The organism is Neisseria sp. CP9 (assembly GCF_047758525.1).
Taxonomy (GTDB): domain Bacteria; phylum Pseudomonadota; class Gammaproteobacteria; order Burkholderiales; family Neisseriaceae; genus Neisseria.
The window spans coordinates 2,195,704-2,219,797 of the sequence record NZ_CP180502.1; the positions used below are offsets into that span (position 1 = coordinate 2,195,704).

Here is a 24,094-nt window from a genome sequence, read left to right on the forward strand (position 1 = left end):
AGACGACCTTTGGGAAACGGTCGGTCATTTGGGATGGTGTGTCGCCGTTATGGTTTGACGGCTTTGCCGTCGATGGTGACGGATGTGAGTTTGAGGTCGTAAGTTTTGCCGTCGTCGGTGTATTTGATTTCGGCAGGGATGTTGTTGAAGGCGGGGGCGAACGAATAGGTGACGGTGTCGTCGCCGCGCTTGACACGGTATTTGTTGACTGTGGTGGTGCCGCCGCCGATTTTGTAGTTTTCGCTGCCGACTTTGTTCATGCCGCTGACGGGGTAGAGTTTTTTGCCGTTGGTGATGCTCAGGCCGGAAGGCAGGCGGGCATCGTTGGCGGCAAGCTGCCAAGCCAGCGTAAAGAGGTCGAGTGTCGTGCCGCCGGTTTTGGCGGTTTCGCTGGAGCCGACTTTGCCGTAAGTGATGCTGTTGCCGCTGAATTTGGCTTCGGCATAGAGTTTGCCGCCGCGGACGTCTTTATAGTATTTGGGACGGAGGGTGTTGCCGCTGATGGTGCCGCCGGATTCGAAGCGGATGCTGTACATCGGGACTTTGATTCTGGAAACGATGGTGTATTGATTGCCGCTGCGGGTGAAGGTCATGGTGGCGGGGATGCCGTAGCTGCCGGAATATTTCAGGGTGGCTGATTTTGGCAGCTCTGCGGCATAGACGCTTGTGGCGCTCAGGACGAGACCGGCGGCGATAAGCAAGGCTGGTGTTTTCATGATATTTCCTCCTGTTTGGGTCGTCTGAAAGGGTTTCAGACGAGCTTGGTTTATTGGAGATTGCCCGAACCGAACATAAATTCTATCTGGCTTTGGTAATGGCTGTTGCCGTTGCGTTTGTCGAAGTCGGCGGCAAGTTCGCGGGCATGTTGCGCCGCATCTTCGTCAAAGGGGTAGAGTGCGATGAGGTAGTCTAAATAGAGCATATTGTCGTTTGGGGCATATCGAATGATGGTGTCGCCGTGCCGGTTCATCAAATCGAGGGCGCGTTGCGACTGTCCGAGTTTGTACGCCAGTTGGGAAAAGAGGGGGATCAGGCGGACGAACTCTTCGTCTTCTTCGACGTTGATTTTGTCTATGGCTTCGTCCAAAAGGCGTTCCGCCTCCTCGTATTTGCCCAGCCTTATCATGCTGTCGATGACGGGGTAGTAGGTGAGGTGCGGCACTTCGGCGCAGGTCATTTCGCCCGTTAAGATGGGCTGGGCGGCGTCGATGGCTTTTTGGTACTGTCCGATAAAATGGTAGAAATTGACCTGCTCGGACTGTTCGCACGCGGGGCAGTCGGAAAATTCATCTGCGGCGGTTTGCTGCCATTTTTGGAAATTTTCTTTGGCGGCGGCGTGGTCTCCGGTCAGGATGTTTTGCAGCATCAGGGTTTTATAAAATGATGAAAGACTGAACCGCATGTTTTCATAGTGGTAGCGCATTGTTTCGTTCGCTTCCTCGATTTCCTTTTTGTCGAGAAAGAGGTCGCGGGCAAGAGTGGGAATGATCCATTTGAATTTCCACTGGCAATCGATTAAATCGTAGAAGCCTTCGGGAAAGCCGTTGTCTTCAGGATGCTGCTCGTAGCTTTCGTCACAGCGGTCCAAGTGATGGTCGATCAGCCAGTTTAGGCAGTGCAGCTTGAAACCGGGTGAAAAGGAATGGTTGCTGAGTACGTCGCCGACAACAAAATTGCACAATGCCAACGTTGTTTCAGGGTTGTTTTTGAGGCTTTGGTTGAATAAATCGATAGCTTTGCTTTGGCGTTGACGGTAGTCGGATTCGGAAATGATATCCAAAAGGGTCAACTGGTTTTGGCTCATGGTTTTTCCTTATGTGGTACTGCTGCTTAGGCGGGGATTACGCGAGCAGGGTTTGTCCTTCGGCGTTGCGTTCTGAATTGAACACGCGGTTGCCTTCGATTTTCAGACGACCTGCGACGAAATCGGCAACGGCTTGCGGGAATAGGCGGTGTTCGACGGTAAGGACGCGGGCGGCAACGTCGTCGGGCGTGTCGCCGTCAAGTATCGGCACGATGCCTTGCGAAATAATCGGGCCGCAGTCCAGCTCGGGTGTAACAAAATGGATGGTGCAGCCAGCAACACGGCAGCCGGCTTCAAGGGCGCGTTCGTGGGTATGCAGGCCGGTGAAGGCGGGGAGGATGGACGGGTGGATGTTGATCAGGCGGTTTTGGTAATGGGCGCAGAATTCGGGCGTGAGGATGCGCATAAAGCCTGCGAGGACGACCAAATCAGGTTGATAGGCATCGATTTTCTCCATCATGGCTTGGTCGAAAGCAAGGCGGCTGGGGAAGTCTTTGTGGTTGAGGCTGTCGGTAACGATGCCGCGCTCGGCTGCCCAAGCCAGACCGGCAGCGGTTTCGCTGTTGCTGAGGACGGCGGCGATGCGGGCGTCGGGAATGGCGGCATTGACGATGGCCTGCATATTGCTGCCGCGGCCGGAGATAAGGATAACGATGTTTTTCATGGGGTCGGTTGTATTAGGTTGGTACGTTTTATTGTATAGCAAAACAAAATCGGAATGCTATGGCGCGGGTTTATTGGGGGTTTGATGGGATAGGAGGTCGTCTGAAACGGGGTAAACCATGTTTTTCGAATATATAGTGGATTAAATTTAAATCAGGACAAGGCGACGAAGCCGCAGACAGTACAGATAGTACGGCAAGACGAGGCAACGCCGTACTGGTTTAAAGTTAATCCACCATACAGAACAGAAATGCCCGAAACGAATTCGGTTCGGGCATCGGGTTAAAGCGCAGGCTTATTGGACTTTTTGAATGTCAACTTGACCGGGAGCGGGTTGGAAATCTTCGGGTTTGCCGATTTTAACCAGCTTCACGTCAAATACTAAAGTGGAATTCGGACCGATTTTTCCGCCCGGCATGACTTGGTCGCGGTAAGCGAGTTTGGATGGGATGTAGAAGGTGGCTTCGCTGCCTTCTTTCAAGAGTTGGATGCCTTCGGCCCAGCCGGGGATAACTTGGCTGACGGGGAAGGTGACAGGACCGCCGGCTTTGCTGCTGTCGAAGACGGTACCGTCAATCAGGCGGCCTTCGTATTCGACAACAACGATGTCGTCTTTTTTAGGCTGTTTGCCGTCACCTTCTTTGGTGATTTTGTATTGCAGGCCGGAAGCAGTGGTTTTCACACCTTCTTTAGTGGCGTTTTCTTTGAGGAACGCTTCTCCTTTTTCCAGGTTGGCTTTGGCGTCAGCCTGAAGTTTTTCCACCGCTTTGGTTTGTTGTTCTTTCATGAATTTCACCATGATTTCTTGTGCTTGGGCCTCAGTCATTTTGCTTTCTTTGCCTTCGTAAGAAGCCTGTAAGGCTTCGATGAAGACCTTCATGTCGATTTCCGTGCCCTGATCCTTCATTTGTTTCAATAAGTTGCCGGTGTCCATACCTATTGCGTAGCTGGCTTGTTGGACCGGTGTGCCGATAGAGGATGCGTCTTTTGCGGCAGATGCGCCGGAAGCTGCGGATGCAGATGCGGGCGCGGAGGCTGAAGCAGGTGTATTGGCGTCTTTTTTGTCGCAGGCGGTCAGTGCCAATGCGGCGGCGATTGCCAATGCGCTGAATTTGAAAGTTTTGTTCATGATGTTTTCGTCTTTTAAAAGGGGTCAGTAAAGGAAAGTCGGGATTATAGCCCAGTTTGAATCAAAAGGAATCAAGGCTGTTTAAATTTTCGGCTTATCGTGTAAAGCCGTTTTCAGACGACCTTGGATTTTAGGCTTTACCTGTCATATTGTGGTGTTCGATAGAAAAGCCGCTTTTTTTGTATGCGCTGAAGCGTTCGCGGGCGTCGGCGAGTTCTTCCAGACTGCTGCCTACGATTTCAAGCACGCGGGCGGGAATGACAGGGGCTTCGTTCCAAAAGTCGGGAGAGAGATTGAGGATGGTAGCATTTTCAGGGACGGCGGGCAGGGTGTCGCCGAACGCGAGCCATACGGGTGTTTCAGACGACATGGGTTGGTCGGGTTGCCAAATTTCATGCGGAATGAAGCTTTCGGGAATTTGCTGCCAAAGGTCGCGGTCGAGGCGGCGGATGGTTTCATCGGAATCCGACCAGACCAATATCTGCCCGCCGTCGCGTATGGCGCGCGCAATCAGGCGGCAGGCGAAGGCGGCGGGGTCGGCGGCGTGGGTGTAGAAAGTGGCTTTAGGCATGATGCACGGGGCAGGGGAGGAAATGGGGGATTATAGTGAAAACGTTGTGAAAGGGCTATGGTAGGGCTGCCTTACCGGCTTGGTTATTAAACGTATTGATCAGCCGTCTCCTGCCTGCGTCAGAATATTCAGGCATCCGGACGCTTGTCAGGATGCCTTGTCAAAGAATATCGGGTTTTCAGACGACCTTTGGGGATTAGCGTTGATAGTGCGACAGAAAGTTTACTTAACAGGAAGTCTGAAATGTCCGGTAATGGTATAGCGGTAGAGGATGTCGTCTTCGCGGGTTCCTAAACCGATATTGTGAATAATCAAGGGTCTGTCTCCGATTTTGCGGTCGGAGACGATGCCGATGTGGGGGCGGTTGCCTTTAAGCTCCCAAGTCACAATGTCGCCTGCCTGATAATTCGTATCCTGTACCGCCCAGCCTTGGCGTGTGAAATAAGTCATGAGGTTGGGCACCCGGCGGTGGTCGATGTTGGCATCGGGTTGTTTCAAGCCCCAACGGTTGGGGTAGGCGGAGAAGTTCCGGCTCATGTCTTGATGGACAAGTTCTTGCAAATCCATATTTTGGTCGCGCAGGGCGCGGATGATGACGTCGGTGCATACACCTTTTTTCATCGGTACGTCACCCATCGGATATTTGAGTTTGGTGTAGGCAGAGTCATAACGCAGGGTCTTGCCGATTTGGTTGCGCGCAGATTGAACGATTTTCGGGGATGGTCGGTCGGGTTGGGTAATGGATTGTGAAGAGCCGGTACGGATAAGTGGGATGGTCGGACCGTAAGGGCTGTGATAAAACCAAAAAGCCGCAGCCGTAATCAAGGCAATGGCAACCGCAATGCTGGCAAGAACGAGATTGAGGGAGGTTTTGCGTTTCATGATTTGCGCACGGATTTAATGTAAATGTTATATGCGTTATTTATCAGATTTCGGGGTGGGGTGGCAATCAAAAGAGGAGTAACGGTCTTTATTAGGTATATTCGGACGGGTAATCAATACGTTTTTGAGGGGGAAATGGCATTTTGTTAACGCTAAATCTCCTGTTTAGTCAAAATGATACTTTGGTTTTGCATACCTTTTCCAAGTACGGCATTTTAGAATCCGCCTCTTTTTGAGAAAATACCGCAGCATTAGCAGTAATGCGGTATAAGTCTTACAACCTGATTGTGAATTCGCTCGAAAATTTTAGGGCAAACCGATAATTTGAATTCCAACCGGTTTCGATATAAAGCGTAGCGTGCAAAGTAAACTTCAATATTCCGATATTGTTTAATTTTGTTGTTCTTTTATATCAATCAAAAACATAAACCAACCATACCCAAAAAAGGAATCTCCCCGGTGAAACGAATCTTCTTGTTTCTCGCAACCAATATTGCCGTTTTGGTCGTCATCCGCGTTGTTTTGGCCGTACTTGGCATACACAGTACGGATCAGGTCGGCAGCCTGCTGGTGTACTCGGCCGTCGTCGGCTTTGCCGGTTCGATCATTTCATTATTGATGTCCAAATCCATCGCGAAAAACTCTGTCGGTGCGGAAGTCATCGTACAGCCGCGCAATCAAGTGGAAGCGTGGTTGTTGGCGACTGTGGAAGCACAGGCGAGGCAGTGGAGCCTGAAAACGCCGGAAGTGGCGATCTACCATTCCCCCGAACCCAATGCTTTCGCAACCGGTGCCACGCGCAACAGTTCGCTGATTGCGGTGAGTACGGGTTTGCTTGAGCGCATGACGCGGGACGAAGTCGAAGCCGTTTTGGCGCATGAAATGGCGCACGTCGGCAACGGCGATATGGTAACGTTGACGCTGATACAAGGTGTGGTCAATACGTTTGTGGTTTTCCTTGCCCGCATCGTTTCCGGCATGGTTGCCCGCAATAACGACGGCAGCACTTCGCAAGGCACATATTTTTTAGTCAGCATGGTATTGCAGGTTGTGTTCGGCTTTTTGGCAAGCATCATTGTCATGTGGTTCAGCCGTCAGCGTGAATACCGTGCGGATGCGGGAGCCGCTAAACTGGTCGGCGCGCCTAAAATGATTGCCGCGTTGCAACGCTTGAAAGGTAATCCGAGCGATTTGCCGCAGCAAATGAATGCGATGGGTATCGCCAGCGACGCCAAAGATTCTTTGCTCAGCACCCACCCCTCTTTGGAAAACCGGATTGCCCGTCTTAAAGCTTTATAATCAGGGCAGGGATTCACATAATGGAAAGATGATCGGATGATCGAAGGTCGTCTGAAAATGTGAATCGCCCAACCAACTTCGGATATTCTTGAAAACCTGTTCATTCGGTTTGTATCAGCCGGATTCTGTCATATTGCAGAATCCGGCTGTTTTCATTTCAAACTGTATTTTGGGTGTTCCTGTAAATGGACCTGAAAGCAATACGGCGTTTCCTTGTTTGCGATTTTGTCTTGCCCTCCTGATTGTTGACGATTTCACTTATATAGTGGATTAAATTCAAATCAGGACAAAGCGACGAAGCCGCAGACAGTACAGATAGTACGGCAAGGCGAGGTAACGCCGTACTGGTTTAAAGTTAATCCACTATAATACCTTCCCTCATTTTTCATCTTCACACTCTATTTAAATTTCTCACCAAAATGACACACCCAAATTCCCCGCAATCCGAATTTTTACGCGGCATCAAAGAATGTTCGCCCATGCTCATCGGGCTTTTGCCGTGGGCGTTGATATTGGGTATGCAGGGCGGTCAGAAGGGCATGAGTTGGCTGGAAATGCTGATGATGACGGGCATGAATTTCGCTGGCGGCTCGGAATTTGCGGCAGTCAATCTGTGGGCAAATCCGTTGCCGATTTTGCTGATTGCCACCGTTACCTTCATGATTAATTCGCGTCATATCCTGATGGGGGCGGCAATCGCGCCTTATATGCGGGATATGCCGTTGAGAAAAGCCATGCCTGCGTTGTTTTTTATGTGCGACGAAAGTTGGGCAATGGCGTTTGCGGAAATCCAAAAACGCAAGGCGATGGGGCTGCCGGCATTCAATATGCCGTTTTATGCGGGCGTGTGCTTTATCCTTTATACCACTTGGACGGGTTTTGCAGCGTTTGGTGCGGCGGTCGGTCCGATGTTCGGCGATGTCGCGGCGTGGGGCTTCGGCATGGCGTTTCCCGCCGTGTTTTTGGTGCTGCTGCGCGGAATGTGGAAAAGCTTTAAGGCGGCACGCCCTTGGTTTGTCAGCCTGATTGTGGCGTGCGGGACTTATTTGTCGGTGGATGGGCATTGGTATGTGCCGATGGGCGCGATGTCCGGCCTGCTTGCCGCCTATCTTTGGGGAGAGAAGGAATGAAGGATTTGCTCTCTTGGCAGTCGTTCCTGCTGTTTGCCGGTATGCTGGCGGTAACGTACTCCACCCGCCTTATCGGTTTTTTCGCCTTGCGCAACCGCACTTTAAGCCGCCGCGCGCAAATCGTGATGGAAGCCGCGCCGGGTTGCGTGTTGATTTCCGTCATCGCGCCTTATTTCGTTTCCGACAAGCCGCACGAGTTGATTGCCATTGCGCTGACCGTGCTTGCCGCAAGTAGGTTTTCCATGTTGGTTACCGTGTTGATCGGCGTGGGCAGTTCTGGGTTGTTGGGGTATTTGATGCGCTAGGCAGTTGAGTTTGAGTGAAACCGGTTATCTGTTTTCAGGGTGCGCAGCCTCCTGACGGGACGACCTTCCCCTTTCAGACGACCTTATCTTGTTATAATGTCGTCTGAAATTTTTTATAAAGCAAAATCATGGCAAACCAAAGACTCATCTACGGCTTCCACGCCGTCAACGCCCGCCTGTGGCAAAACCCGAAATCGATTACCGAACTCTACGTCCAAGAAGGCAAAAACGATGCCCGCACGCGCGACGTGTTGGAGAAAGCGGCAAACGAAAACGTGCGCGTACACTTCGCCGATGCCGACCGCCTCAACGCCATTAGCAAAGGCGCGCGGCATCAGGGCGTGGTCGGATTTATCGACGCTTCCAAAAACCACGTCCACCTCGAAGACGTATTGGAAAACCTGAGCGAACCGCCGTTATTGCTGATACTCGACGGCATCACCGACCCGCACAACCTCGGCGCGTGCCTGCGTACCGCCGACGCAATGGGTGTACACGCCGTCATTGCACCGAAAGACAAAAGCGTGGGACTGAACGCTACCGTCAGCAAAGTCGCCTGCGGCGCGGCGGAAACCGTCCCCTACATCACCGTAACCAACCTCGCCCGAACTCTGCGCGAGCTGAAAGAATACGGTATCTGGATTATCGGCACCGACATGGGCGGCGACGCCGACCTCTACCATTGCGACCTGCCCGACAGCGCGGCATGGGTGATGGGCAACGAAGGCGAAGGCATGCGCCGCCTGACACGCGAGCATTGCGACATGCTGGTGTCGATACCCATGTTCGGTACGGTCGAAAGCATGAACGTCTCCGTCAGCGCGGGCATGGTGTTGAGCGAAACGCGCCGTCAGCGGGTGTTGAAAGCAGAGAAATAACGCTTAGGTTTGTGAACAGAAAACGTCGTCTGAAAACTGGAAATTTGGTTTTCAGACGACGTTTGTTATAGGCGGATTAGCACCGTCATTCCCGCGCAGGCGGGAATCCATCGTAAGACCTAAGAAACCTTTATTTGAAAAACAGTTTCCGAATTTCAAAAATGGATTTCCGCCGTAGCCTGTCTTCGCGTAGGCGGGGGCGGGAATGACGACAACCGGTAAATTGCGTATCGAAAATAAAGTAACTTAGATATAGGTATTTTTAATTTGAATTTACAATATTGACGGATTAACTTCCCCCTACATAGCAAACGTCGTCTGAAAACTGGATTTCCAGTTTTCAGACGACGTTTTACTTAGAGGCGATTCTATTTACCCGACCATTTTATCGACTTTGTGTTGATAGCTTTTTAACAGCTCCGCCGAGCGGGCAAAGCGTTCGGCTTCGTCGTCTGAAAGTTGCAGGTCGATGATGCGGACTGCGCCTTGGCGGTTGACGACGGTCGGTACGCCGATATACACGCCGTTTTGTCCGAACTCGCCTTCAAGCAGAGTGGAAACAGGCAGCACGACGCCTTGATTGTGCAGGATGGCGTTGGAGATACGGCTCAAGCCCATGCCGATGCCGTGGCTGGTCGAGCCTTTGGCGGCGATGACTTCGTAGGCGGCATTGCGCACGGTGTTATAGATTTTGTCCATACGCGCCTGCCCGTCTTCTGATTGTTCCAACATCTTCTGAACCGACATACCGGCGATGTTGGCGGTGCTCCAAAGCGCAATGATGCTGTCGCCGTGTTCGCCGATCATCATGGCATCGACGCTCCAAGGCGCGACGTCGAACTCGTTGCCCAGACAGACGCGGAAACGTGCGGAGTCAAGGATGGTGCCCGAGCCGATAACGCGCTCTTTGGGCAGTCCTGAAAAGCGCAAAACAGCATAAGACAGTACGTCCACAGGATTGGAGGCAACCAAGAAGATACCGTCAAAGCCGGAAGCCATGACTTTCGAAACGATGTCGCGAAAGATGCGCAGGTTTTTGTCGATTAAGTCCAAACGGGTTTCGCCGGGAGCCTGCGCCGCGCCCGCACAAATACACACGATATCTGCATCCGAGCAATCATCGTAATCGCCGACGTAAATACGCGCGGGCGAAGCGGCATAAGGCATTCCGTGGCGGAAGTCGCGCGCCTCGCCTTCCGCGCGCGTACGGTTGATGTCGATTAAAACCATGTCGTCGCACAAGGCTTGGTTGAGCATGGAATAGGCATAGCTGACCCCAACCGCGCCCAAGCCCACAACAACCACTTTATTACCAACTTTTTTCATATTTATTCCTGTTTGTTTGTGAATAGGAATTATTAATAACACTTGGACAAGGTGCCGTCAAATTTCAGACGACCTCCACCCGCAGCGCATCCACAATCAGCTTAAACACATTCGAATGCCCGCGACGGCTGGGGTAATAGAGATAAAGCGGATCGTAAGTGATGGCGTATTCAGGCAACAGCTCGACCAGTTGCCCGGAATTGAGTGCATCTGCCAAGCTCATACTGTGCTACCCACGAGATGCCGAGGTCGTCTGAAAAGAGTTTCGGAAAAATTTTTATACCAATATTTTAAAAACTGCTTTCTAGCAAAGTCGATACTTATCTGAGAATTCATGTAAGAATAATGTTCTTTAAAACAATAGTATAACTTGATTTTTGCACAAGAAAAAGGTTGCCGTCCTATGAAATGCTCTGTATGCTTTCAAACACGTTTTGTTGATAAATTCAAGAGAATTAAAAATGAAAATTAACTATTTGGAAATTAAAGGATTCAAAAGTATCCAAAATGTAGAGCTAAAAGATGTTTCTCCTTTTATGGTTTTAGCGGGGGCAAACGGTACGGGTAAAAGCAATTTTGTCGATGCCTTGGCATTTTTATCAAAAGTGATTGATATGGGAGTGAGCAAGGCGATATCTGAGTTTGGTAGTATAGAAAATTTAATTAGTCCTAAACATAAGGCTGGAGACATTAGCTATAAGATAGAATTTGAAATTGAAAAACAAATTTATCAATATGAAATAATGATTGCTTTGAAAAATATCGCTTCTAGAGTCAAAGAAGAGTCGCTAAAGATTCTTAAAAGTGGGGAAATAATCTTTGACAGTGATAAAATCCGCAAAGAACTAGAAGCAAAGAAAGAAAGTAATACATCAGATGATTTAATTGGTGCAGGGTTACTAGGTGCATTGGGGGGGCTTATCTGGGGCGCGATGAAAGATAGCGATCAAATCGGTCAGGATATAATCAATGGTGTGGCGACAGGTATCGGATTAAAATTATTAACCGATGAAAAATATTCATCTGACGACAGTTTTCTCCGACAAAATAAAGAATTTCAAGGTTTAAAAAACGTCAAAATATTCCGTATTGACCCTTTTACCATCAAAAATCGCCGCAGTACCGGCAACAATCCGGGGGAGCTTAATCGTGACGGTAGCAATATTGCTGCAGTTCTGGAAAAACTTGAAAAAGACAATGAATTACGCGAGCAAATCATTGAATGGATGAGCGTGATTGTGCCCGAAATGAAGAAAGTTTCTGTTAGAACACAAAATATAGACAGTTCAAAAGGGCTATTTTTCGAGGAAGACAGCGGTAATCGTTTCCCCGCCCATATGGTTTCGGACGGCACAATTTATGCCTTATGTTTGTTAGTTGCCGTTTTAACGCGTGTGAAACAGCCCGGCATTACCATCATTGAAGAACCCGAACGGGGCTTACACCCGAAAGCTATTAGTGAACTGATTGGTTTTATTCGTGAATATGCAAGCCCTCACCACCCCATTATTCTTACAACTCATAGTGAATCGGTAGTGCGCAGCCTAGAATTGGAAGAATTATATTTTGTCAGTAAATCTCAAGGCAAAACCCAAATTAAAGATGTTCGGAAGTCGGGTGTCGATAAAAACAAAATTCCATTAGATACAGCTTGGCTGACTAATCTGCTGGGGGGAGGATTGCCATGGTAAAAGTTGGATTTATTGTTGAAGGGTCATGCGAAAAGATTATTATCGAATCAGAGGCATTCAAGAACTTTTTACACAGGAATGGTTTTGAGTTGGTTGAACCTGTTGTTGATGCCAAGGGCGCAGGTAATTTATTGCCTCGTAATATTGAGCCCTTTATTGGTGTTTTGGAAGCAAAGGGAGCAGAAAGACTGTATATTTTGACGGATTCGGACGGACTCCCTGTTGAAGATGTTAAGGAAAGAATCAATCACGCGAAAATTACTGCCTATTTTATTGCGGTTAAAGCGATAGAAGCATGGTTTCTAGCAGATACTCAAGCCATGAAAAAATTTTTAGAAATTGAAGATTTTGCGGGAGAACAGTTTCCGGAAGAGACGCCCGAATTGCCTTGGGACAGAATCAGCAAAATTGTCAAAGAAACTGGTTCTGCCAGAGGACCGGGAAACAAAGTTGGCTTTGCTCAGAAGATGATTAAATATTGGGAATTTTCAATCGAAAATGCTGCCACGCATCCAAACTGTCCGAGTGCAAAATGTGTTGTTGCACATTTTCAATCTAATAGATAAAAATCGTCTGAATGTATAGTTTAAAGATGGCCAATAATATTGCTCTACCATCTCTATATTGAAAATTCTTCTAATCTTTCTAAGATAAAAATGTCGTCTGAAAACCAAGTTTATTTTTCAGACGACATTTTTTTATAATTTGCTATTAACAAATGATATTCTGACGTTGAGTTATCCGTCATAGAATGCAGTGCTCTTAGGCAGATTTGTTCGATTGATTTAGGTATTGCCGTTGAAATCGGAATCTTCGGACCTCTTTTTAACTTTGCAGCAAAGCTAAAAAATACTTCATCATTTTCTACTGGGAAAATATGTTGTTCATAAATTGAGATTTATTGCTTAATCATTTATCCGTACAATCTGCCTCATCAAATATTTTAAGGAGGCAGTGATGAAAAAAATGCCTGTATTGTTTGTCGGGCATGGTAGTCCGATGAATGTGTTGGATAAGGAAAATCCTTTCAACCAAAATCTCAGCCTGATTACGCAAAAATTTGCCAAACCGAAAGCGATTTTGATGATTTCGGCGCATTGGTACAGCAGCGGTTTGCAGGTTTCATCGGGCGAACAGCCTGAAATGATTTATGATTTTTACGGATTTCCTGAAGCACTCAGTCAGGTGCAGTATCCGGCGCCTGGTTCGCCTGAGTTGGCGGAACAAGTGCGGTCGTTATTGCAGCCGGAAAATGTGGAGCTGAACCCGACGCGCGGTTTTGATCATGGCACTTGGGCGGTATTGAAATTTCTGTATCCCGATGCCGATATTCCCGTGGTTCAGCTCAGTCTCAACCGTTTGCAGTCGGCGGAATGGCATTTCAATTTGGCAAAAAAATTATCCGCTTTGCGCGAACAGGGCGTGTTGATTATCGGCAGCGGCAATATTATCCATAATTTGAGCGTGATGAGCAGGGCGCATATCAATCAAATCGGCGCGGGCTATGATTGGGTGTTTGCTTTCCGCGAAGCGGTCAATCAGGCGATTGTCGAACAGGATGACGACACGTTGATCCATTACGAAAGACTGGACGAAAAGGCAATGCTCTCCGTACCGACGCCGGATCACTATTTACCTTTTCTTTGCATTATGGCATTACGCGAACCGGATGATTCCATTACATTTTTCAACGACAACCTTGTCGCCGGTTCGCTTAGTATGACTTCGCTTTTAGTGGGGTAAAAGAAAAATATGGCAACGCTATTTCGGTCAGGTTATGATTCAATACAGCATATTTGATTGAAAATGCTAGGTTTACTGACTCGGGTTATTTTTTGTTTTCAGTCAAAGAAACCAGTGCATCAATTGATTAAAAGGTCGTCTGAAAACCTGATTGGGCGTTTGAACTGCACCCCAAAAGTTGGACACATCCCCTCCAACTCACAAGGTGCAGTTTTTTTATGACCAAATATACATTACACTTCAAATACCAAGCCGTACTCCACTACCTGCACATACGCAGCCAACAGCGTACTGCAGATCATTACGGCATCTCCCGAACCCACCTGCGACGATGGATACGTGCCTATCAAGAAGGCGGCATCGGCGCACTCGAACATCCCCAATCCAAAACCATGACCGACCACCGCAAAAACCCCTTCATCGCCGACAAACCCGACCAAGAAAAAACACAGGCAGAACTTATCGAAGAGTTGTGCTATATGCGCGCAGAGGTCGCCTACCTAAAGGAGTTAAAAGCCCTCAGCCAAAAGCGGACCGAAAAGGACAAAGCCAAACCGTCCAAACACTGAGGGCGCAACACCCGCTCAAATACCTGCTGCACATCGCACACCTGCCCAAAAGCAGCTTTTACTACCATCACCAAGATCGACCCGATCCCGACGAGGCCGACAAAGCCCTCCTTGTCGAAACCTACAAACGGCATAAAGGACGCTACGGACAAAGGCGCATTGCCGCAGCATTGGATTGGAACCGCAAAAAAGCAGCGCGGTTGATGAAGCAGTTGGAACTGAAAGCCCTCATACGGGCGAAAAAAGCCTACCGCCATCCCGCCATGGGCGAGATATCGGAACACCTCCTCAAACGCCTATTCACAGCCGAAAAGCCCAACGAGAAATGGCTGACCGACGTGACCGAACTCAAAGGAAAGGACGGCAAACTGTACCTCTCGCCAATCTTGGACCTGTTCAACCGAGAAATCGTCGCCTACGCCATGAGCCGCAATGCTAACAGCGAAATGGTGAAGGAAATGCTCGAAAAAGCCGCACCCCGGCTGACCGGCGAAGGAACGATGCTTCATTCGGACCAAGGCGTGCTGTACCGTACGGCGGGATATAGGGAATTGCTTGCGGAGCATTCCATGGTTCAAAGCATGTCGCGTAAGGCGAACTGTTGGGACAATGCGCCGATGGAGAGTTTCTTTGCGGTGTTGAAGACGGAGTGTTTCTATAACGCAGGTAAATTGACGGTGGACGAATTGATGAAACAGATAGATGACTATATGGATTACTACAACCGCGAGCGTTGCAGTTTGAAATTGAAAAAGCTGAGTCCTGTCGCATACAGAACCCAGCTTACACAGAGCGCCTGAATAGGCTTTTATGAGTGTCCAAGATTTGGGGGCCAGTTCAGTTTTCAGACGACCTTTGCTTTGCCGGTGAAGATTCGGGTTGTTTACGGACGGTTGGCTGCTATATGGTAGCGCGTTTCAAATGCGGCTTCTTCTCCCGTGTCCAGCTTGATTAACCCTAAGCCGTTGTTGAAACAGTCGGGTGCGCCGCTGAGGTTTTCGATGGCGATGGAGTCGCGGGTCGGCGGGGTGAAGATTTGCAGGTAGGGATAGGATGTGTCAGGGTAAATGCTCAGGGTCAGTCCGTTGCCTGAAAGTGTGCAGGCGGCGGGTTTGCTGCGTGCCAAGACAAAGCTGTTGTCCAATTCGATGCCTGTCAGGCTTGAGGTCGTCTGAAAACGGGTATCGTCGATGATGCTGCCGTCAGGAACCAAATCGGCATCGAAGCCCAAGCGTTTGCTGCTGTCGATTTCCAGCGACCAATCGTCGGCTTTGCCGCCGAGCGTGAAATAGGGGTGCCAGCCGTCTGCGAGCGGCATGGCGGTTGTGCCTTGGTTGTGTACGGTGGAGCGGATGCTTAAGCCGTCTGCACTGAGGCGGTAGCGGACGGTCAGGCTGAAGGGGAAGGGGTAGCCGCTGTCGTCTTGTGCGTAATCTGCGCGGATTTCGACTTCGGCGGATTGGTCGTCGGCATGGCTGTTGATGAGGGCAAACTCGCGGTCATACATCAAACCGTGTGCCGCGTGTTCGGCGAGTTTGAATTTGCCGCACTGATAGGCTTTGCCGTCAAAGCTGTATTTGCCGTGGCGCAGGCGGCAGGCGTACGGGTTGAGTTTGCCGCTGCGGAACCATTCGGTCAGGCTCTCGCGGGCGTGTTGCGGGGTGTCGTAGGCTTTGACGATGTTGAACCATGTGCCGTCGGGGCGGCGGATTTCGTAGCGGTTGAGCAGCCCGCCGTAAAGATAAATTTCCGCGCGCAAATCGGGGGAGGCGAGCAGCAGGCGGTCGTTGTCGGTTTTGAGTGTGAACATGAAGCAGCTCCTGATTGGGGTTGGGGCAGGGTGTATAAAAGGTCGTCTGAAAAGTTTTCAGACGACCTTTTTAGATTTTAACGCTTTTCTAAAAGCTTGACTTCCGATTCTTCCAAAACTTCCACTTCTACCACGGGAATCTCGATATCTGCTGCGGTTGACGGTTTCAAAAGATCGAATACGGTGTTCTTTACTGCTGTTTCAATGCGGGAACGCATCGCCCATATAAATAAAAATAATAAGATAAAAAATGAGGTAAAGATAAACAGACCGTATAGATAGCTGCCTAAAAGCTGCCCGATATATAGAGAAAGGCTGAGTAAAATTAAAACGGTTGCTGCTCCTCCTGTAATCGCTGCAAGCAGATAAAACGCACTTGGCGCTGCGTATTCCGAGGCGGTTTTTGCCAATTGTTCTTGTTTTTCCTGAATGCTGTTAGAAATGGGATCAATAAAGGCTTCCCGAAATTTCCGTTTTATGAAACCAAACATAATTTTCCCTTTTTATTGATATGAAAACGTATGGCATTATCCTGGAAATCACAAATTTATGCCAAATTATCTGAGGAATGAAAACATAGCTGATGCATTCAACAAACCGATTTCATCCTGTTATCTATATAAATTTTGTCGCCATGAACGATGTATTCTGAAAATGAATAAGCTGAGTCCTGTGGTGTACAGAACCCAGCTTATGCGGACTGCCTGAACAAGTTCTTCTGAGCGTTCAGTATTCGATTGATGCAGCCGTTTCAGACGACCTTTTTGAGATTTTACTCTTTAACTAAAGGACCTGATGTTCCTCCTTGTCCTGCGGCGGTGCGCACCAGTTGGAGAAACTCTGATTTCAGACCGAATGGATCATCGCCTTGGACTTTTTGTACCATGTTTTCGATGTCGTTCCAGTTGAGTTTGCCGTTGTATTCGCCGCCGCGCAGGGCTTGGGCGTAGGAGGCGGCGGCAAGGGCGAGCAGGGTGTCTTTGTCGGCTTGGTCAAGCGGTTTGCTGCCGACGGGGACGGCTTGCTGCATCAGCTGGCTGTCTTTTTGTCCGGGCAGTTTGTAGCGCACTTTAACAAAGGCGTATTCGTTTTTGCTGCCTTTGGCGGCAGGGGTTTTTTGATAGCGTGATTCTTCAAGCCAGCCTTGTTTGCCCTGCGGAATGATTTCATAGATGGCGGTCACGCTGTGGCCCGAGCCGATGTCGCCTGCATCGACTTTGTCATTGTTGAAGTCTTCATTGCGCAGGGTGCGGTTTGTATAGCCGACCAGGCGGTATTCTTTGACGGTGGCGGGGTTGAATTCGACTTGGATTTTGACATCCTGCGCTACGGTTGCGAGTGTGGAGGTCAGCTGCTGTTGCAGGACTTTTTTCGCTTCTTTTTCGTTGTCGATGTAGCTGTAATTGCCGTCGCCCGCATCGGCGATTTGTTCCATCATGTCTTCGTTGTAGTTGCCCATGCCGAAGCCTAAAGTGCTGAGTGAAACGCCGCTTTTGCGTTTTTCGGCAACCATGGATTTGAGGGTTTCGGTGTCGGATACGCCGACGTTAAAGTCGCCGTCGGTTGCCAGTAGGATGCGGTTGATGCCGTTGGGTACGAAGGCTTTTTGTGCTTGCTCGTAAGCCATTTGCAGTGCGGATTCGCCGTCTGTCGCGCCGCCCGCACGCAGTTTGTCAATGGCGTTTAGGATGGTTTCTTTATCTGCACCTGATGTGGGCGGGAGTACCAGATCTTCGCCAGACGCATAGGTAATCAGGGTCACTTTGTCTTGCGGGCGCAGTTGTCGGGTTAGGATGCGCAGGGTTTCTTGAACCAGCGGAAGTTTGTTTTCTGCATCCATACTGCCGGATACGTCCACAAGGAAAACGAGGTTGGCAGGAGGCAGGTCTTTCTTTGCGGTGTCTTGTGCTTGGATACCGATTTTGATCAACTTGGCTTCCGGTTGCCATGGAGAATCAATGGTTTCAGTGTGAACGGCGAAAGGATGCTCGTCGGTAGGAAGCGGGTAGTTGTAGGGGAAATAATTGACGATTTCTTCAATCCGCACGGCGTCTTTGGGCGGCTGTTCGCCGTTGGTCAGGAAACGGCGGACGTTGGCGTAGCTTCCGGTATCGACATCGATGCTGAATGTGGATACAGGCTCTTGGGCAACGGATTTGACCGGTTGGTCGGGTTGGTCTTGGTAGCGTTCGGTGTTTTCTGCAAGAGACAGATTTTCTTCAGCAACGGCGGCAGTAGACAATGCTGCGTTGTGTGGACTCTGAAGACTGTCAGGTGAAGAACTTGAGTGTTCGTGTGAACCGGAACACGCTGCCAACGCTGCTAACGTGAGTATGGAAACGGTTTTTAGAAAAAAACGCGACATGATTTAAGCTCCATAGAAATATCACATGCTGATTGTTAAAAGTATTGATAGCAGTGTATTGGCAGATTCAACGATAGCGCAGGGTCACTTTTTATTTGGATTTTATAGTGGATTAAATTTAAACCAGTACGGCGTTACCTCGCCTTAGCTCAAAGAGAACGATTCTCTAAGGTGCTGAAGCACCAAGTGAATCGGTTCCGTACTATTTGTACTGTCTGCGGCTTCGTCGCCTTGTCCTGATTTAAATTTAATCCACTATAATGTGTGAAGAGTGGGTTAAGTTTAAATCAGGACAAGGCGGAGCAACGCGGTACTGGTCTAAACTTAACCCACTATGTTTATGACTTGGGCAAGATTTTGTCGGGCTGAGACGATTTTGTAAAGGTCTCAGCCCTGATTTATCTTACATTAACTTTTCTTCCGGCGACGTTCGCCCGGCAGCAGCATGTCCGCCCATTTGATGATGTTGGCGACTTCGGCGGGGTTGAGTTCGTAGAACTGTCCGCGTTTGAGGCGGTTGGGCAGGCCGATGGGGCCGAAGCCGACGCGCACGAGGCGGCTGACGGTGAGGCCTTGGCTTTCGAATATGCGGCGCACTTCGCGGTTGCGGCCTTCTTTAATCACGACGTTGTACCATTTGTTCGCGCCTTCGCCGCCTTGTTCGTAGATGCGTTCGACTTTTGCCAAGCCGTCTTCGAGCATCACGCCTTCTTCGGTGAGGCTGCGCATTTGTTCGGTGGTCAGCCCGCCCAGTACGCGCACGGCGTATTCGCGTTCGACTTCGAAGCTGGGGTGGGCGAAACGTTGGACGAGTTCGCCGGAGGTGGTCAGGATGAGCAGGCCGCTGGTGTTGATGTCCAAGCGTCCGATGGCGACCCAGCGGCTGCTGGCGGCCTGCGGCAGGCGGTCGAAGATGCTGACGCGGCCTTGCGGGTCGTCGCGGGAAACGATTTCGCCTTCTTGTTTATAATACAGGATGATACGCGGCAGGCGGTCCGCCCATTTGAGTTTGATGATGCTGCCTTTGACGGTAACGTGGTCGTCGGGGGTGACTTTGTCGCCCAGTTGCGCGGTTTTGCCGTTGACCGTTACCCAGCCGTTGTTAATCCATTCTTCCATTTCGCGGCGTGAGCCGACGCCGGACGCGGCAAGCACTTTTTGCAGGCGTTCGGGTTCCATGCGCGACAAGTCGCTGCGGCGTTCTTTCAAATCGCGCGCGTGTTCCATGATTTTTTGGTTGGGATTGCGGACGACGAGTTTTCTGGCTTTGGCGGCGCGCTGTTTGGGGGCGTTTTGCGGCTTGAGGTCGTCTGAAACTTTTTGTCCGTAAGGTTTGGAAGCGGTTTTGCGCGTTTCGTCTTTGGGACGGGCTTTGCTTTTGAAAGGTTTGGCGGTTTTCTTGGCAGACGGGGCTGCGCCGTCGCGCCATTGGCGTTTGCTGGTGGGTTGCTTGGACATGGGGTTCTCCTAACGCGTTTGATGGCAGCGGGTTGAATTTGAAGCAGGACAAGGCAAGTCAAATTCAACCCGCTGCGGAAAACGGTTCTTCTGCGGCGGTGGCGGCAGGATAAGTTACGGATAAAAGGCCGCCTGAAAACGAATGAAACGAGTTTTGCTAAAACGTTTTTATATTTCAGACGACCTTTTGCTGGAGTCGGGATTTTACCCTATCGGCTTGAAGCTGTGGAAAGTTTAAGGCGACAGCCGCTCGCGTATCCAGTTGCCGTCAACCAAGCGGTATTGGATGCGGTCGTGCAGGCGGCTGGGGCGGCCCTGCCAGAATTCGATGCGGTCTGGGATGACGAGATAGCCGCCCCAATGCGGCGGACGGGGGACGTGCAGCGGGTGTTTTACACCTACGGCAGCAGCTTTGGCGACCAATGCCGCCTTGCTCGACAATACTTCGCTCTGCGCGCTTGCCCATGCGCCGATGCGGCTGGTGTAGGGGCGGCTGTCGAAATATTCGTCCGATGCGGCGGCATCCAGTTTTTCGATGCGCCCTTCAACGCGCACCTGACGCTCCAGCTCCGGCCAGAAAAACGTCATGGCGGCAAACGGATGCGCGTCAAACGAGCGTCCTTTGCGGCTTAAGTAATTGCTGAAAAACACAAATCCCTGCGGATTGACTTCTTTCAGCAGCACCATACGGCTGTTCGGCCTGCCGTCTTCGCCCACAGAGGCGACGTTGACGGCGGTCGGCTCGTTGACTTGCGAATGAATTGCCTCGTTCAGCCATTGCTCGAACTGGACAATCGGGTCGGCACGGCATTCCGATTCCGACAGTTCGCGCTTGCTGTAATCTTCGCGGATATTGTGCAAATCCATGATGTCCTCCGATATTCACGTTTATTTGAATGAATCATACCCCGTTTTTTCAGACGACTCCAACGATAGGGCGGGGGAATATGTGTATAATCCGCGTCAAATCAAATAAAACGGAAAAAAATCATGCAAACCGAAGTCGAACTGAAAATCCTCAATCCGAAAATGGCGGACAAACTGCCCGCCTACGCCACGCCCGGTTCCGCCGGACTCGACCTGCACGCCTATTTGGACGAAGCCGTGACCCTGCAACCGGGCGACACCTATCTCGTTCCGACCGGTCTGGCGGTGCATCTTGCCAATCCCGACTACGCCGCCGTTTTGCTGCCGCGTTCCGGTCTGGGACACAAACACGGCATCGTCTTGGGCAACTTGGTCGGACTGATCGACTCGGACTATCAGGGCGAACTCAAAGTCTCCGTGTGGAACAGGGGTAAAGAAGCGTTCACCATCGAACCGATGGAACGCATCGCGCAAATGGTGATTGTCCCCGTCGTCCAAGCATCGTTTAAAGTCGTGGACGAATTTGCCGCCAGCGAACGCGGTGAAGGCGGCTTCGGCAGCACGGGCAAGGCGTAAACCGCCTGTTCACATACAAAGGTCGTCTGAATTTGAGTTGTGTAGAGAATAACCGCGTTGTTCGCAGAACCCGGCCTACACGGAGCGCCTGAATAGGCTCTTATTGAATGCCCGAGATTTAGGGGAGGTTCAGGATTCAGACGACCTTTTCTTCTTCCTCGTTCCAAAAATCATAGAAATTAAACCATTGCAGCGGATTTTGCGCGCATTCTTGCGCCAAGATATCGGCGAAGCCCTGCATGGCGGCGGTAACGGCGGCTTCGCGGTTGCCGCGTTTCCACTCGGAAGTGTCGGTGAAGCGGCGTAGTTTCAAATGGTAGCGGCCGTTTTGTTTGACGCAAAACAGCGTGTTCACCTGTGTTTTTAAGAGCGCCGCCAAGAGCCATGCGCCTTGCGGCATGGGGGCGGTATGGCCTAGAAAGTTGATGTCGGCGGTTTTCTCGCCGCGAACGGGTACGCGGTCGGCGGCAATGGCTATCCATTCGCCGTCTTCGATGCGGCGGTTCAGTTCCATCATCAGAGTGGGATCCAAATCCGTAACCTGAATCAGGCGGATGTGTTCCGCGCCCGCTTTTTGCAAGGCTTCGTTGAACGCCTGCGCGTGTTTGCTGTGTACCAACACATTGAGCCTGAAGCCTTTATGGTGCGACACCAGCGCGCGGCAGACTTCGGTGTTGCCCAAGTGGGAGCAGGCGAAAATCTGCCCGCGTACCGAATTGCTCACTTGCGTATAAACGCCGTCCGGGTCTTCGAGTACCAAATCTTCATAACGGATTTTGCGCTGCCACACGGCAAAACGGTCACATATTGCCTCACCGAATGCGATAAATTGTTTGAATACGCTGTGTTTCGGCAAAACGGTATCGGGAAAGGTCGTCTGAAGACGGGTTTGATACCGCAGGATATGGCGGCGCGGTTTGGGTGCGGTGGCGTAGAAATACAGTACCACAAACCAGATGCACGGTCTCATCAGGAAGGCAGGCAGATAGCGCACCATCAGCGTGGTCAGGGCGAGAAACAGGCGGCTGCCGCGTTCGGGCTGCGCCGCCCAATGGTTTTGCGTGTTGTCGGTCATGGTTTCAGACGACCTTTCCCAAATAGAGCGTCCACACGCCGCCGCAACATTCCTAAAAACAGCCGCGTGTGCATTTTGCTGATGCGCACGTTGTCGGCGAAGGCGTTGAAATGGGACACGCCGTCGGCGGCGTATTGCACGGGCGTTTTAATCCAAACCAGCTTGACGCCGCGCCAGTACAGGCGGATGAGGATTTCCGTGTCGAAATCCATGCGGTCGCCCACGGTTTCTTCGCGGACGACCGAAAGCGCGGGGGCGAGCGGGTACAGGCGGAAGCCGCACATGCCGTCTTTGATGTCGCAAGACCAAGTGTGCAGCATGTTCCAGAAGTCGGTAATCTTGCGCCCGTACAGCCGCGCTTTAGGCGCGTCGCCGCCGTATTGCGGCCAGCCGCAGACGACGGCTTCGGGGTTTTGTTCCGCCGCCGCCAAGAGTTTGGGCGTGTCGTCCAGATGGTGCTGCCCGTCGGCATCAACCTGCAAAACATGGCTGAAGCCGTTTTCTTCAGCGTATTTCAAACCGGTTTTGACTGCCGCGCCTTTGCCGCCGTTGATGGGACGGTAAAGGACGCGGATGCCGTCTGAAACCAATGCCTGCAATACGGGTTTGCATTCTTCGCGCGAACCGTCGTCCACAATCAATACGTCCAAACCGAAGCCGTGCATGGTCTGTGCGACGCGGGCGATGGCGGCGGGGTGGTTGTAGTGGGGGATTAACACTAGGGTTTTCATGGGAATACCGTTTTTCAGACGACCTTCTCGCAGCGCAAGATGCTGTGTCCGCGTCCGATGCCGTCTGAAATTTCCGCCACTTTCAATCCGGCGTTTTCAACGCAGCGTATCAGGTCTTCGGAATAGAAGATTTTGCTGTTGCCGTTTGCCATGGCGGTGAAATACAGGCTGGTCATGGTCAGGCAGTAGGCGGCGGTTTCGTATTGCTGCCTGTCCCAGCAGGGTTCCATGATGTAGAGGCTGGTGTGGCTGCCCATGGAAGCGGCGGCGCGGCGCAGGATGCAGGTGACTTGTTCTTCGCTGAAGCAGTCTAAAAACTGGCTCATCCAAATCGCGTCGAAACCTGTCGGGAAGGGGACTTCGGGGTCGAGCAGGTTGGCAGGGTGGGCATGGATGCGTTCCGCGCCGGTTTTGCCTTTAGTCGCTTCGCGCATCAGGGCGATTTGTTGCGGCAAATCCATGATGGTGACTTCGACTTCGGCGTTGTAGCCGACGCATTGTTCCGCCCAGCGGCCGGTGTTGCCGCCGACGTCGAGCAGTTTTTTAACCGGTTTGGCGAACACGGTTTTCAAGGCTTCGGCAAAGGAATTGTCGGAATAATAGTGGTCGAAGGCAAACCATTTTTCCTGCGCGACGCTCGGCAGCGACGACAAGCCTTCGTAAATCGTCGGCCAGCTGCCGAAAACTTTCAGCCCTTCGGGTTTGCCCGTTTGCAGGGTTTTTTCCAAGTCAAACATACCTTGGTAACAGATTTCCTGCGTGAAATCCATGTTCACACGCGCCATTTTGTCTTTTAGTAAAAACCAGCCTGCTTTGCTGATGAAATAGCGGTTGTCGCGGGTATGTACCGTGCCGATGGAGAGCGAGGCTTCCAGCAGCACTTGCGCGGCGTAACCGCTGATTTGGGCTTTCTCGGCGATTTCGGCTTGAGTAAGGCCGTCTGAATGGTCGTTCAGCAAATCCAAAATGCCGAATTTCACCATCAGGCGGGATACTTGGAACACAATCGGCGCAAAGGCGATTTCCTGCGCCAAACGCTGCGCTTCGCCTGCGGACTGGTGTTCTTCGGAATAACGTTGTTCTAGTGCTGGAAAAAGGTGCATATTTTCTATCTTTTCATTTGATTATGGGTTGTTATTAGGTTTGCGGCTATTTAAAAAACGGGTCATGCCGAGGCCGCATATTTTTGAGCGGGATTATCCCTGATTTGCAGGTTTTCCTC

At 50.8% G+C, this 24,094-nt stretch carries 26 protein-coding genes; 10 read left to right on the top strand and 16 right to left on the bottom strand.

Going from position 1 to position 24,094, the window contains the following annotated elements:
• Positions 1-47: 47 nt before the first annotated feature.
• From ACMYUL_RS10505 to ACMYUL_RS10530, 6 genes are all read right to left on the bottom strand, one after another.
• Positions 48-716 (bottom strand): DUF3108 domain-containing protein, encoded by a 669-nt coding sequence (locus tag ACMYUL_RS10505; protein ID WP_415770429.1) that lies wholly within the window; start codon positions 714-716, stop codon positions 48-50.
• A 50-nt stretch (positions 717-766) separates the two neighbouring features.
• Entirely contained in the window at positions 767-1,804 is a 1,038-nt protein-coding gene (locus tag ACMYUL_RS10510; RefSeq protein WP_415770430.1) for a tetratricopeptide repeat protein, read from the bottom strand.
• A gap of 37 nt (positions 1,805-1,841) precedes the next feature.
• Positions 1,842-2,468, bottom strand: a complete 627-nt coding sequence (purN, locus tag ACMYUL_RS10515; RefSeq protein WP_415770432.1) for a phosphoribosylglycinamide formyltransferase — start codon at positions 2,466-2,468, stop codon at positions 1,842-1,844.
• A gap of 294 nt (positions 2,469-2,762) precedes the next feature.
• The gene (locus tag ACMYUL_RS10520; protein WP_415770434.1) at positions 2,763-3,596 is read right to left on the bottom strand and encodes an FKBP-type peptidyl-prolyl cis-trans isomerase; all 834 of its coding nucleotides are present in this window, start codon (positions 3,594-3,596) and stop codon (positions 2,763-2,765) included.
• Between the two features lie 130 nt (positions 3,597-3,726).
• Positions 3,727-4,167: a DNA polymerase III subunit chi gene (locus ACMYUL_RS10525; protein WP_342030934.1), complete on the bottom strand. Its 441-nt coding sequence runs from the start codon at positions 4,165-4,167 to the stop codon at positions 3,727-3,729.
• Between the two features lie 222 nt (positions 4,168-4,389).
• Complete coding sequence (locus ACMYUL_RS10530) at positions 4,390-5,049, bottom strand: DUF1287 domain-containing protein (RefSeq protein ID WP_342030935.1); 660 nt, start codon at positions 5,047-5,049, stop codon at positions 4,390-4,392.
• A 459-nt stretch (positions 5,050-5,508) separates the two neighbouring features.
• Between ACMYUL_RS10530 and htpX the strand changes: the two genes are divergently transcribed.
• The 4 genes from htpX to rlmB all read left to right on the top strand — a co-directional run bounded on the left by htpX (position 5,509) and on the right by rlmB (position 8,661).
• Positions 5,509-6,348, top strand: coding sequence for a protease HtpX (htpX, locus tag ACMYUL_RS10535; RefSeq protein ID WP_009312191.1), 840 nt, complete (start codon positions 5,509-5,511; stop codon positions 6,346-6,348).
• 419 nt (positions 6,349-6,767) lie between these two features.
• Complete coding sequence (locus tag ACMYUL_RS10540; RefSeq protein ID WP_070513304.1) at positions 6,768-7,478, top strand: AzlC family ABC transporter permease; 711 nt, start codon at positions 6,768-6,770, stop codon at positions 7,476-7,478.
• Positions 7,475-7,783, top strand: a complete 309-nt coding sequence (locus tag ACMYUL_RS10545; RefSeq protein ID WP_070498831.1) for an AzlD family protein — start codon at positions 7,475-7,477, stop codon at positions 7,781-7,783. Before ACMYUL_RS10540 ends, ACMYUL_RS10545 begins: the two co-directional genes overlap by 4 nt.
• Before the next feature lie 128 nt (positions 7,784-7,911).
• Complete coding sequence (gene rlmB, locus ACMYUL_RS10550) at positions 7,912-8,661, top strand: 23S rRNA (guanosine(2251)-2'-O)-methyltransferase RlmB (protein ID WP_070513302.1); 750 nt, start codon at positions 7,912-7,914, stop codon at positions 8,659-8,661.
• Between the two features lie 372 nt (positions 8,662-9,033).
• Here the strand turns inward: rlmB and ACMYUL_RS10555 are convergent, their stop codons facing one another.
• Both ACMYUL_RS10555 and ACMYUL_RS10560 read right to left on the bottom strand, forming a co-directional pair.
• A complete protein-coding gene (locus ACMYUL_RS10555) occupies positions 9,034-9,987 on the bottom strand; it encodes an L-lactate dehydrogenase (RefSeq protein ID WP_070498829.1) in 954 nt (317 codons plus the stop codon).
• Positions 9,988-10,051: 64 nt separating this feature from the next.
• Positions 10,052-10,210: a LysR family transcriptional regulator gene (locus ACMYUL_RS10560; protein ID WP_070498828.1), complete on the bottom strand. Its 159-nt coding sequence runs from the start codon at positions 10,208-10,210 to the stop codon at positions 10,052-10,054.
• Between the two features lie 238 nt (positions 10,211-10,448).
• Here ACMYUL_RS10560 and ACMYUL_RS10565 point away from each other — a divergent pair, with 238 nt between their 5' ends.
• The 5 genes from ACMYUL_RS10565 (at position 10,449) to ACMYUL_RS10585 (ending at position 14,790) form a co-directional block, all read left to right on the top strand.
• Positions 10,449-11,678: an AAA family ATPase gene (locus ACMYUL_RS10565; RefSeq protein WP_070498827.1), complete on the top strand. Its 1,230-nt coding sequence runs from the start codon at positions 10,449-10,451 to the stop codon at positions 11,676-11,678.
• Positions 11,672-12,244, top strand: coding sequence for a DUF4276 family protein (locus ACMYUL_RS10570; RefSeq protein WP_070498826.1), 573 nt, complete (start codon positions 11,672-11,674; stop codon positions 12,242-12,244). The genes ACMYUL_RS10565 and ACMYUL_RS10570 overlap by 7 nt, the downstream gene beginning before the upstream one ends.
• 391 nt (positions 12,245-12,635) lie before the next feature.
• Positions 12,636-13,421: a 4,5-DOPA dioxygenase extradiol gene (ygiD, locus tag ACMYUL_RS10575; RefSeq protein ID WP_070498825.1), complete on the top strand. Its 786-nt coding sequence runs from the start codon at positions 12,636-12,638 to the stop codon at positions 13,419-13,421.
• A 218-nt stretch (positions 13,422-13,639) separates the two neighbouring features.
• The gene (locus tag ACMYUL_RS10580) at positions 13,640-13,990 is read left to right on the top strand and encodes a helix-turn-helix domain-containing protein (protein WP_415770440.1); all 351 of its coding nucleotides are present in this window, start codon (positions 13,640-13,642) and stop codon (positions 13,988-13,990) included.
• Positions 13,894-14,790, top strand: a complete 897-nt coding sequence (locus ACMYUL_RS10585; RefSeq protein WP_415770442.1) for an IS3 family transposase — start codon at positions 13,894-13,896, stop codon at positions 14,788-14,790. Before ACMYUL_RS10580 ends, ACMYUL_RS10585 begins: the two co-directional genes overlap by 97 nt.
• An 83-nt stretch (positions 14,791-14,873) precedes the next feature.
• Here the strand turns inward: ACMYUL_RS10585 and ACMYUL_RS10590 are convergent, their stop codons facing one another.
• From ACMYUL_RS10590 to pdxH, 5 genes are all read right to left on the bottom strand, one after another.
• Positions 14,874-15,800: an aldose 1-epimerase gene (locus ACMYUL_RS10590; RefSeq protein ID WP_415770444.1), complete on the bottom strand. Its 927-nt coding sequence runs from the start codon at positions 15,798-15,800 to the stop codon at positions 14,874-14,876.
• Positions 15,801-15,877: 77 nt separating this feature from the next.
• The gene (locus ACMYUL_RS10595; protein ID WP_070498823.1) at positions 15,878-16,291 is read right to left on the bottom strand and encodes a hypothetical protein; all 414 of its coding nucleotides are present in this window, start codon (positions 16,289-16,291) and stop codon (positions 15,878-15,880) included.
• A gap of 281 nt (positions 16,292-16,572) precedes the next feature.
• Positions 16,573-18,165 carry a vWA domain-containing protein gene (locus ACMYUL_RS10600; RefSeq protein ID WP_415770446.1) on the bottom strand — a complete coding sequence of 531 codons (1,593 nt, stop codon included), beginning with the start codon at positions 18,163-18,165 and terminating at the stop codon, positions 16,573-16,575.
• Between the two features lie 408 nt (positions 18,166-18,573).
• Complete coding sequence (locus ACMYUL_RS10605) at positions 18,574-19,623, bottom strand: pseudouridine synthase (RefSeq protein WP_342030939.1); 1,050 nt, start codon at positions 19,621-19,623, stop codon at positions 18,574-18,576.
• A 234-nt stretch (positions 19,624-19,857) separates the two neighbouring features.
• The gene (gene pdxH, locus ACMYUL_RS10610) at positions 19,858-20,490 is read right to left on the bottom strand and encodes a pyridoxamine 5'-phosphate oxidase (RefSeq protein WP_107842909.1); all 633 of its coding nucleotides are present in this window, start codon (positions 20,488-20,490) and stop codon (positions 19,858-19,860) included.
• Positions 20,491-20,613: 123 nt separating this feature from the next.
• On the opposite strand from pdxH, the gene dut reads away from it, so the two are divergent.
• Entirely contained in the window at positions 20,614-21,066 is a 453-nt protein-coding gene (dut, locus tag ACMYUL_RS10615) for a dUTP diphosphatase (protein ID WP_342030940.1), read from the top strand.
• Between the two features lie 136 nt (positions 21,067-21,202).
• On the opposite strand, the gene ACMYUL_RS10620 is transcribed toward dut, so the two are convergent.
• From ACMYUL_RS10620 to ACMYUL_RS10630, 3 genes are read right to left on the bottom strand one after another with little or no spacing between them, the layout of a single operon-like run.
• The gene (locus ACMYUL_RS10620; RefSeq protein WP_070513273.1) at positions 21,203-22,141 is read right to left on the bottom strand and encodes a glycosyl transferase family 2; all 939 of its coding nucleotides are present in this window, start codon (positions 22,139-22,141) and stop codon (positions 21,203-21,205) included.
• Complete coding sequence (locus ACMYUL_RS10625) at positions 22,138-22,872, bottom strand: glycosyltransferase family 2 protein (RefSeq protein WP_070513271.1); 735 nt, start codon at positions 22,870-22,872, stop codon at positions 22,138-22,140. The genes ACMYUL_RS10620 and ACMYUL_RS10625 overlap by 4 nt, the downstream gene beginning before the upstream one ends.
• A 14-nt stretch (positions 22,873-22,886) precedes the next feature.
• Complete coding sequence (locus tag ACMYUL_RS10630) at positions 22,887-23,975, bottom strand: class I SAM-dependent methyltransferase (RefSeq protein ID WP_415770450.1); 1,089 nt, start codon at positions 23,973-23,975, stop codon at positions 22,887-22,889.
• Positions 23,976-24,094: the final 119 nt, after the last annotated feature.